The organism is Rahnella perminowiae, from assembly GCF_019049755.1.
Lineage (GTDB): Bacteria > Pseudomonadota > Gammaproteobacteria > Enterobacterales > Enterobacteriaceae > Rahnella > Rahnella perminowiae.
Map to the genome: position 1 here is coordinate 1 of NZ_JAFMOS010000439.1, position 9442 is coordinate 9442.

Consider the following 9442-nt stretch of genomic DNA (forward strand, 5'->3'; position numbering starts at 1 on the left):
CCGCCCCGGATATCTGATCATGAAAACGTCATTACATAATAGTTACCCGTATTGACATTAATTCTCTTGGAACGGGTATTGTTCTTTAAAAATAAGGTTCGGGCTGTCACATAACCACAATTCAGGGTGCCGCTGAATGTTCTCGCTGACCCGTTAAAACCGGAATGCAGAATTGGGATGTGACCTATTTATTTCATGCACTGTTATTTTAATTAAAGGATATTCCATGCGAAAACCCATTTACCACGTATTTGTCACTCAGGAAAGTCAGCCCGACCCACTGGGTGAAAAAAACACCTGGTGGACTAAAGTCGGCGTGGCTTTTGCCCATCACGGTAAACCCGGCCTGAACGTGGTACTGACACCCGGCATTGCCGTTTCCGGAAAGCTGGTGCTCCTTGAGCCCAGGGATGACGGCGATGCGACACAGGATACTCCCGTTTAACCGCCCTTCCCCCTTTTCCCGGCCCTGTCCCGTCAGATGGCGGTACGCGTTGCCCGGTTTACCGTTCCGAGGCCACCATGCTTTCCACCTCCGTGTTTCTGGCGGCGTCCATGCAGTGCGCCGCCAGCGTTCACCCGTCTACGGCACTCGATGTGGCACGGGTCGAATCCGGTTTGAATCCGTATGCCATCGCTGAAATCCTGCCCGGTGGCAAAGGCGTGACTTCACATTTCCCCACAAGCAAGGATGAGGCCCTCAGTCTCACCGGACGGCTGGCGGCACAGGGCCGACGTTATTCGGTCGGGCTGATGCAAATCACCAGCACCAATTTCCGTCATTACGGCGTGAGCGCCCGCGACCTTCTTGACCCCTGTACCAACCTGTCCGTCTTTGAGCACATCCTCACCGACTGCTACCGCCGCGGCGGTTCCCTCAAGCGTGCGCTCAGTTGCTACTACTCGGGAAATTTCATGACCGGTCAGCAAGCGGAATCCGCGTTTAACCAGACCAGCTACATCCAGCGCATCGGCTACGCCGTACCGTCAACGCGGGAAGACCGGCAGCGGCCTACCGCCGAAAAGCTCGTGCCGGAAATCCATTACCCCGCCGCCGTCTTGCGTGGTGAGCTTACCGATAACGCTACGTCAGTTCTGACATCCCTGCGCTACCCCAATGCCGTGATACGCGGCGCGTTACCCATTCCCAGCCCCCAGGAGGAACAATGATGAAACGAAAACAGACTGACTGGCCCGTCCTCTCTTCCTTGTTAATGGCAAGCCCGGTGCTGGCAGCAGACAGCGGATTTAATAAAGCCAATGAGACGCTGAGCAACACCTCTACCGGTCTGCTCGGGCTGGCCGCCGTCACCATCACGCTGGCCACCATGTGGGTGGGATACAAAGTCTTGTTTGACGGCAAGAGCCTGCATGACATGCGTAACATCATCATTGGCGCCATCCTTATTGTCGGTGCGTCAGGTTTCGGTGCCTACTGGGCGTCATAAGGGAGGCAACGATGGCTACGCTGAACAAAGCGCTGACGCGACCTGCCGCCATAGCCGGCATTCCCCTCGTGCCGTTCGTGATGGTCAGCGGGGCCATCGTCCTGCTGGCGGTCTATGTCAGCTATTACCTGATATTACTGCTTATCCCTGCCTGGCTGGAGATGAAGGCAAAGGCCAGAACCGATATTCACTATTTCGGGCTGCTCTGGCTGGCCTTTAAAACCCGTGGCCGGTTTGGCACCAATAAACATTTTGGTGCTAATGCCCTGCTGACAAACCGCTATGACGCCGTCGACGTCTCGGAGTTTATTGAAAAAATGAAGTTAAACGAGCGCGTTACGCTGGATAAATACATTCCGTATTCCTCCCATATTCACCCGCACGTCATCAGAAACCGCCAGGGTGATTTGGTTGCCAGCTGGGAGCTGGAGGGCACCGTTTTTGAATGCGAGGACGAACATCACCTGACGTTAATGGCGACGCATCTCAATAACGTGATTCGCGCATATGAAGGCCTGCCGGTCACGTTCTATCTTCACCGTATCCGGGAGAAATACCACGATGCCTTTGACGCGAATTCAGGCATTCCCTTTTCTGATGAAGTGACCCGGCTTTATTACCAGCCGATCAGCGAAAAACCGTTCTGGCGGCACCGGCTGTTTTTCACCCTCTGCTACGCGCCCTTCTCTCCGCTGGAGAAAAAGGCCATGAAGGCGCAGCCGTCCGGTAAACGCAAAGCGGCGCTGGATGATGCTCTGAAAGTGATGCTGGAATACCGGGAGGCACTGGCTTCCGCGCTGTCCCGCTATACGGCGACGCCGCTGGGGATGTATGAAGACAACGGGCGGGTGTATTCCGCCCAGTTGTCCTTTTATCACCGTCTGCTCACCGGCCAGTGGCAAAAGGTGGCGGTCACGCGTGCGCCGTTTTATGAAACATTAAGCACGCCGGATGTCTTTTTTACCACCGACACCGCCGAGTGCCAGACGGTCAGCAGCTCCCGTTTTTTTCGCAGTCTGGAAATCAAAGATTACTCGCCTGAAACCGCGACCGGCCTGCTGGACGCGCTGCTGTATGCCGAAAGCGAGTATGTGCTTACGCAGTCCTTCACCTGCATGGCCCGCGATGAGGCGCAGAAGCATATTCGCCTGGCGGAAAAGCGCCTGAATTCGGCGGACGACGACGCCATTTCACAGCGGGAAGAGCTGATTGTCCTGCGTGACCTGCTCCAGTCCGGGCATGTGTCCTGCGGGAAATACCACTTCTCCCTGCTGGTATCTTCAGACAGCCCCGAGCAGGTGGTGAAGGATACCAACGCGCTGGCGCAGCCTTTCGCCGACCTCGGCATCATGACGACGCTGTCCACGCTGTCGCTGCCCGCTGCGTACCTGGCGCAACTGCCGGGGGTGTATACGCTACGCCCGCGGTTGGTGGCCGTCAGCAGCCAGAACTTTGCCGACCTGGCGAGCCTGCACAACTTTCATTCCCACAAGCGGAGCGGTAATCCCTGGGGTGACGCCATCGCCATCCTCAAATCACCGGGTGGTGGCGGGTATTACCTGAACCTGCACGACAGCCAGAGTGGGCGGGATGACTTCAACGAAAAAACGCCGGGTAATACAGCGATTATCGGGAAAACCGGCTCTGGGAAAACAATGCTGATGACCATGATGCAGCAACTGATGCAGAAGTACCGCAATCCGGCGACGTTCTCCGCCTCAGCCACAATCCAGCGGTTCACAACGGTGTATTTCGACAAGGACCGGGCGGCGGAGATGGCAATACGCCAGATGGGTGGACGCTACTTCCGTATCCGTACCGGCACGCCCACCGGGTTTAACCCGTTTTCGCTTGCCCCAACCCGGCGGAATATCAGCTTTATCAAACGACTGGTGCGCATGCTGTGCCGCCGCAACGGCAAGCCGCTCGATCCGCGCGATGAGGAACGGATCAGTGCCGCCGTAGATACCATTATGCTCGACTACCCGCCCGAATACCGCAAGTTCGGTATCACCCGATTGCTGGAAGTCCTGCCGGAGCCGCCAACCACCGACGCCCGCATCAACGGGCTGCGCATCCGCCTTAAACAATGGGCGCAGGGGGGCGAGTTCGGCTGGGTATTCGACAATGAGGAGGACACCTTCAACATCGGCAACATCGGCAACATTGATAACGTGGGTATCGACGGTACGGAATTTCTCGATGATGACGATATTCGCGGCCCCATCACGTTTTATCTGCTTTACCGCGTCACCGGCCTGCTGGATGGTCGCCGGCTGGTGATGTTCATGGACGAATTCTGGAAATGGCTGGCCGATGTCGAATTTTCCCGCTTCTCGCTCAATATGCTGAAAGTGATCCGCAAGCTGAACGGCATCTTCGTCCCCGCCACCCAGTCACCTGACGAAATCGTCAAACACCCTATTGCTCCGGCGATTATTGAGCAGTGCAGCACGCAGATTTTTCTCGCCAACCCGAAGGCCAGCCGGGCGGATTACGTGGAAAAGATGAAAGTGCCTGAAAGCGTGTACGACATCGTCAGAAACCTCGATCCGGGTGAGCGCTCTATGGTGGTTCTGAAAACTCCGTTACGCGCAGGTGAAACCCGGCCGTTTGTGGCGATGGCGAAAATGGATTTATCGGGCCTCGGGAAACTTACCAAAATGCTGAGCGGGAGCGAAGACAACCTGAAACTGTTCGACACCCTGTATCAGGAAGGAATGCAGCCTGATGACTGGAAAGCCGCCTTCCTTAAAAAAGCCCTGTAATATTCATGACGGAGGTAATGAAAATGCGGTTCAGAGATATCATACTGGCATTATCGTTGTGTATTTCCACCCAGGCGATGAGCGCCGGAATACCGGTATTCGACGCCGTACAGAATACCGAATCCATGAATCAGTGGATCCAGAAACTCCAGCAGTGGCAGGAAACCGTCACCCACTATAGAAGTGAACTCGATGCCTACAAGCAGCAATTAGCCACAGCAACGGGCGTGCGGGACGTTCAGGCATTTCTCCGCGAGGCCAAAAGTCTGAAAACCGATATCGATAATCTTCGTCAAAACGGTATTTCACTGGATGACCTGCTGAGCAACCAAAGCGGGTCATATTCGTCTGAACTTAATAGCTTGTATAACAAATATAAAACGTTCGATACCTGTAACCCGTCCAGCGCTTCACAACGCTATCTGGACAGTTGCAAACAGATGATCCTGAATCAGGCTGTAGCAATAGAAAATACGTCCGAGGTTGAAAACAAGATCACGGGCACGCTCGACGATATATCAGATTTATCGGACCGTATTGCTAATGCGCAGGATTCGAAAGAGTCACAAGACCTGGCTAACGCCATCGCGGCCAAAAGCGTACAATTGAATGCGCTGACCAGCCAGTGGGAGATGTCAGTCAAACAAACTGAACAGCGCGCAACGCTGCTGGAACAGCAAAAACAGAAAGCCTTTCAGCAACAGCAATTAACTGCGCCCGTTGCTGATCTGAACTCTTTATAGGGAGGTTAAAGAACTACCCGATTGGTTGCCATTGTCCATTGAGAAATACTGCACAGGTCAAGCGTGCTTCAGGGTGTGGACGGCACGCCTTAGGTAACTCCATCACACCACATTTAAAGCCACCGAAGGAACAGTTGGCAGCACATGCGTTGCCAATCAGGGCCTCCAACTGCTCGATGAGTATCGCGGTGCATTGCTTCATAAATGTACCAAGATCCATCTCATCTTGTGGATATTTATCGCTAATGAGTTCGATTGTCGGCGAATAAATCCTGCCATCGGGTTTCATCGTGAAGTCTTTCCAGGCAACTTTCTGACCGGCTTTCGGATGCTCCCAGGCATTGCGTAGCTCTCGTATAAAGCACATCACTGAGATCAGTTTGTCGAAGAACACACAGAATCCGTGGATATCACCGTGTTTTTGGTGAATGGTAGTTCTCAGATTTTCCAGCAGCCTCTTTCCTTCCGTCGGCTTATAAATTGACACAAGAAAATCGGTCAACACCTGTCGTAGGTTGTCGGCTAGCCTTATATAAATGTCAATGTTTGTATGCAGATTGGACGTATGAGGCAACTTTTGTCCTTTATTTCCGCTTGGCCCACCCGCATCTGCGACTTCTGAAATCTGTTCGAAAACCTTCTCGGTCAGGTCGTGAATCTCACAGAGGATGCCTGTCCCTTTGAGGATGAGTCCCATCGCTGTTTCTTGCGAAATGACATCTCTCATAAATCCGGAACTAAACAACCTTTCGCCGGAAACGAGTATTTTCCCGACAATCGGATTATCAAAACCGTAGGAAAACACCTTCTGATAAACATCGCTCACATTGATATTGGTTCGCTCAGGATCGATGTGATCGGCCTTTTGCATCAGGAAAATACTTTTATCCTTTACAACATAAAGACCTTCCGGTGTCCCAAACATGAAACGTAAAGGCGTCTGGTCGTCCACATCTAAAATTTCGATGACCTTAGCGCCATCTCTGAACTGATCAATTTTGTTTTTCAAGGTTCAGTGCCTTATCGCTGTTCTGAGAATAGTACCAATCTCAATTTTAATGATCGCACTGCCAAATCCAATGCAGACGTCTGGCATTTTGTAGGACTGTTACTGTTTTTCTAATGGATTGCTAGAACTCTGATCAGAGCAATACGTCTGGGCGCCCCTTGCAAAGGAGACTATCACTAATCTTTTATTCCCCATCTGTTCTTTTCTGAAGTGAGGCACCATGTCCGGTGGTATTTTTGTTGGTATGGACAAAAACATCATGGATGGACTCAATGCCGTGTTAGAAGGTCAGTCCTCTACCTACGGCACCCTGATCAGTGTGATTATCGTCAGTTCCTTCACCCTATTTATTACGTATCGGGGGTATCAGACGCTTGGCGGCAAACTCCAGACACCGGTTGAAGATGTTGTCTGGGATGTGGGGCGCATGTTGCTGATCACCACTTTTGTTTTAAACCGCGAGGGCTGGCTGGATGCCATCATTGTGGCCATTGAAGGGCTTAAGGACGGCATCAGTGGCGATGATAATGTCTGGGCGCTGCTCGACACGGTGTGGGAAAAGGCACAAGCGCTGGGGCAAACGCTGTTTAATCTCGATACCTCCACCTACGTTAAAGTGAATGGCGGTTTTGCCGAGGTGCTGGTCTGGGCCGGTGCAATCGTTCTGTTACTGGCTGCAACCTTTGTCAACCTGCTCGCCGAAATCACCATTCTGTTAATGACCACCACCGCCCCACTCTTTATTTTCTGCCTGCTGTACGGTTTTCTTAAACCCATGTTTGATAACTGGCTGAAAACAATATTTACCGCAATCTTAACGATCATGTTCTCTGCCCTGTCTGTCCGGATCGCCATCAACTACCTGAATAAAATACTGGATACCGCCACAGCAACGTCTGCTGAAAGCAATATGGTGACCCTGGCGGCGCAATGTTTGCTGGCCGGAATTGCCGCGGGCGTCGTGGTGTATTTTTCAGCGAAAATAGCCACTGCGCTGAGCGGTGCCGCCGTACAGGCCGTGTTACAGGGTGCAACCATGAGCGGACTTAGCGGGCTGGTGAGCAAATCTGCCGACGTCGCCAGACCCGGCATAAAGGCCGGGGGCCGACTGACCGCCAAAGGTGGCATGGCAGCAGCCGCGACAACCGGCAGGTTCATTGGCGCAGGTGCGGGCAAAGCCGTGAACGCCTGGCAGAAACGTGCCACCGCCATCGAAAGCATGAAGCGCCAGAATCAGCAGCGTCACCTTTAATCCTCCCGACCGCTAATTTCTTTTCTCCGTCACGCCGTGGCCTCTGCCAGCGGTGCGGCCTTCCTGCATTTATCCGATAAGAGGCTTCCATGAAATTCACCATCTTGCTTCTGATGCTGTGCGCGCTTACGGGCTGCGCGCAGCATCAGGGCGACCTCCCGCCGGTGTCCGGCGATCCCCAGCCGGTTAATTCCCCCGCCATCATTCAGGAGCTGACTCACCATGTCTGATATTCAGCGTATCATTAATGTCTCGCGCTCTTTTGAATCCATCCTGCTGGAAAAGGAAGAGCGTTCCCGCAAAACCGCCTGGCGGGTGGCCGCTGCCGGGCTGATTCTGGCTGCACTGGCAATTACGGCCATTATTATTCTGCTGCCGCTGAAAACCACTGACATTGAATTGTGGTCGGTGGATAAACAGACCGGCCGTTATGAGTATATGACCCGCATTAAAGAGCGGGATATTGCGTCTGAAAAAGCGCTGGCCCATTCACTGGCGGCACACTATGTCAGACTCCGCGAAGGGTATAACTATTTCTCCCTCCAGCGTGATTATGACGACGTACAATTATTTAACAGCGACAGCGTGAACCGGGCTTATCTTGACGGGTTTAACGGCGACCAGGCACCGGACGTTGTTTTTAATAAAGCCGAATATGTTGTCTATATCGACATTATTTCCAATGTGCACGCGCCTGCCACCGGGCAGGATAACCTGGCAACCCTGCGTATCAAGCGTACCCTTCGCCGTATTTCTGATAATTCAGTGAAAACGGACTTCTGGAATATCCGCCTCACTTACCGCTATGTACCGCATCAGCAACTGACGGACAGTCAGCGGGAAGTGAATCCGCTGGGCTTTATCGTCACCAGCTACCAGCGCGATAAAGAACTGAGGAGCGAATAATGCTGAAAAACATCCTGCTCCTGACGGGCTTACTGGCGTCATGCGCGACATGGAGCGCCGCCACCCCGCGCGGCAGCGCCTATGACAGCCGGATGCAGAACGTATCGTATAACAGCCAGAACGCCACCGTGGTGAATACCCGCCCTGGCTATGTCACCACGCTGCTGTTTGACGACGATGAAGCTGTGATTGATGCGCAAGCGGGCTTTCCAAAAGGCTGGACGGTAACGAAAAGTGATAACCGGGTGGGCGTCAGCCCGAACCCCATCACCCAGCCGGTGACGGACGCCAGCGGCAACAACGTCAGCCAGGTATTTTTGCCCACGGCAAAGGACTGGAAGACCAACCTCTTCGTGGTGACCTCAAAGCGTGATTACAGCCTGGAGCTGAACGTGCTGGACCACGATTCCCCCGCGCAGGCGTTCGTTATCCGTTACCACTATCCGGCCGAGGTTCGCCAGCAATCCGCCGCCGCCAGCGCCGCGCGTCAGACGCAGCAGCGTGAAAGACAGGAGAAGCAGCAAATAGCAGCGGCATTCGGAGAGGCCAGCATGCCACGCAACTGGCGCTACACCAAACGGGTCGCCGCCGGTTCGACCTCCATCGCGCCGGATTTTGCCTGGGACGATGGTCGTTTTGCATATATCGGTTTTTCCCCCATCAGAACCCTGCCTTCCGTTTTCCGGGTGGTTAACGGACGGGAGCAGGCGCTCACGCCCCGGACAGTTAAGCAGGGTAATTACACCGTGATGGTGGTGCCGGCAGCGCCACAACTGGTGTTGCGTTACGGCACCTCGGTGGTGGGGATCGAAAACGACGGATTCGGGCGCATCCCGATAACCCGCAGCGACACTGTTTCACCGTCCGTTACGCTGGAGGCGAAATGACCGATAAACCTGTCCCGGATGAACCGGAAAAAACCACCGCAGAGCGGGAAGCGGAAGCCCGCGAACGCGCCCGTGCGACAATGGCGTATCAGGAGCCGGAGCAGAAAACACCACCCGGCCAGCCGGAAGTGAGCCGTTTTCGTAAGGCATCCGGTCGCCGTACGCTGATCGTCAGCCTGCTGAGTCTGGCGCTGGTGATCGCCCTGGCATCCGGCGGCGATCGGATTTTCAGTGCATTGAAAGGGGGTAATGAGAAAGAAGCCGACACCGCGCCGCCACACTCTGCCGGGGCTGCGCAGCAGGAGCGTAAAAATCTGGGCATGGACAGTAACCCGTTTGGCCTGTTCGGGCCGGAAAGACAGAAAGCCACTGCCCCTGCCAGCCAGACCGTCACTCCCGCACCCACCCAGCCACCGGCCCCACCCCCCC

Annotated in this window: 10 protein-coding genes and 1 pseudogene; 9 read left to right on the forward strand and 2 right to left on the reverse strand. The window is 54.2% G+C overall.

Features of this window, described 5'->3' with window-relative positions; all coding sequences use genetic code 11:
- Nucleotides 1-226 precede the first annotated feature (226 nt).
- The 5 genes from J1785_RS07125 (at nt 227) to J1785_RS07145 (ending at nt 4959) form a co-directional block, all read left to right on the forward strand.
- A complete protein-coding gene (locus J1785_RS07125) occupies nt 227-445 on the forward strand; it encodes a hypothetical protein (RefSeq protein ID WP_102118974.1) in 219 nt (72 codons plus the stop codon).
- 77 nt (nt 446-522) lie between these two features.
- The gene (locus J1785_RS07130) at nt 523-1170 is read left to right on the forward strand and encodes a lytic transglycosylase domain-containing protein (RefSeq protein ID WP_217147104.1); all 648 of its coding nucleotides are present in this window, start codon (nt 523-525) and stop codon (nt 1168-1170) included.
- A complete protein-coding gene (locus J1785_RS07135; RefSeq protein ID WP_217147109.1) occupies nt 1170-1448 on the forward strand; it encodes a TrbC/VirB2 family protein in 279 nt (92 codons plus the stop codon). Before J1785_RS07130 ends, J1785_RS07135 begins: the two co-directional genes overlap by 1 nt.
- 11 nt (nt 1449-1459) lie before the next feature.
- Nucleotides 1460-4216, forward strand: a complete 2757-nt coding sequence (locus tag J1785_RS07140; protein WP_217219119.1) for a VirB4 family type IV secretion/conjugal transfer ATPase — start codon at nt 1460-1462, stop codon at nt 4214-4216.
- Between the two features lie 23 nt (nt 4217-4239).
- On the forward strand, nt 4240-4959 hold the full coding sequence (locus J1785_RS07145; RefSeq protein WP_209635809.1) for a TrbJ/VirB5 family protein: 720 nt from the start codon (nt 4240-4242) through the stop codon (nt 4957-4959).
- Between the two features lie 13 nt (nt 4960-4972).
- Here J1785_RS07145 and J1785_RS07150 read toward each other — a convergent pair whose 3' ends face one another.
- Nucleotides 4973-5968: a hypothetical protein gene (locus J1785_RS07150; protein WP_217147102.1), complete on the reverse strand. Its 996-nt coding sequence runs from the start codon at nt 5966-5968 to the stop codon at nt 4973-4975.
- 220 nt (nt 5969-6188) lie between these two features.
- Between J1785_RS07150 and J1785_RS07155 the strand changes: the two genes are divergently transcribed.
- Nucleotides 6189-7220: a TrbL/VirB6 family protein gene (locus J1785_RS07155; RefSeq protein ID WP_209635813.1), complete on the forward strand. Its 1032-nt coding sequence runs from the start codon at nt 6189-6191 to the stop codon at nt 7218-7220.
- A gap of 29 nt (nt 7221-7249) precedes the next feature.
- Here the strand turns inward: J1785_RS07155 and J1785_RS07160 are convergent, their stop codons facing one another.
- A complete protein-coding gene (locus J1785_RS07160) occupies nt 7250-7444 on the reverse strand; it encodes a hypothetical protein (protein WP_217219120.1) in 195 nt (64 codons plus the stop codon).
- Here J1785_RS07160 and J1785_RS07165 point away from each other — a divergent pair.
- The 3 genes and pseudogenes from J1785_RS07165 to J1785_RS07175 form a co-directional block, all read left to right on the forward strand.
- Nucleotides 7443-8126, forward strand: coding sequence for a VirB8 family type IV secretion system protein (locus J1785_RS07165; protein WP_209635815.1), 684 nt, complete (start codon nt 7443-7445; stop codon nt 8124-8126). The genes J1785_RS07160 and J1785_RS07165 overlap by 2 nt on opposite strands.
- Entirely contained in the window at nt 8126-9013 is an 888-nt protein-coding gene (gene virB9, locus J1785_RS07170) for a P-type conjugative transfer protein VirB9 (RefSeq protein WP_217147100.1), read from the forward strand. Before J1785_RS07165 ends, virB9 begins: the two co-directional genes overlap by 1 nt.
- Nucleotides 9010-9442 (forward strand): annotated as a pseudogene (locus J1785_RS07175) (VirB10/TraB/TrbI family type IV secretion system protein); the annotation flags it as partial. The gene virB9 and the pseudogene J1785_RS07175, both read left to right, overlap by 4 nt.

What these genes read in the sequence shown, in the direction of transcription:
- J1785_RS07125 (WP_102118974.1), top strand. Translation starts at nt 227, where the DNA reads ATGCGAAAACCCATTTACCACGTATTTGTCACTCAGGAAAGTCAGCCC.
- J1785_RS07130 (WP_217147104.1), top strand. Translation starts at nt 523, where the DNA reads ATGCTTTCCACCTCCGTGTTTCTGGCGGCGTCCATGCAGTGCGCCGCC.
- J1785_RS07135 (WP_217147109.1), top strand. Translation starts at nt 1,170, where the DNA reads ATGAAACGAAAACAGACTGACTGGCCCGTCCTCTCTTCCTTGTTAATG.
- J1785_RS07140 (WP_217219119.1), top strand. Translation starts at nt 1,460, where the DNA reads ATGGCTACGCTGAACAAAGCGCTGACGCGACCTGCCGCCATAGCCGGC.
- J1785_RS07145 (WP_209635809.1), top strand. Translation starts at nt 4,240, where the DNA reads ATGCGGTTCAGAGATATCATACTGGCATTATCGTTGTGTATTTCCACC.
- J1785_RS07155 (WP_209635813.1), top strand. Translation starts at nt 6,189, where the DNA reads ATGTCCGGTGGTATTTTTGTTGGTATGGACAAAAACATCATGGATGGA.
- J1785_RS07165 (WP_209635815.1), top strand. Translation starts at nt 7,443, where the DNA reads ATGTCTGATATTCAGCGTATCATTAATGTCTCGCGCTCTTTTGAATCC.
- J1785_RS07160 (WP_217219120.1), bottom strand. Translation starts at nt 7,444, where the DNA reads ATGGTGAGTCAGCTCCTGAATGATGGCGGGGGAATTAACCGGCTGGGG.
- virB9 (WP_217147100.1), top strand. Translation starts at nt 8,126, where the DNA reads ATGCTGAAAAACATCCTGCTCCTGACGGGCTTACTGGCGTCATGCGCG.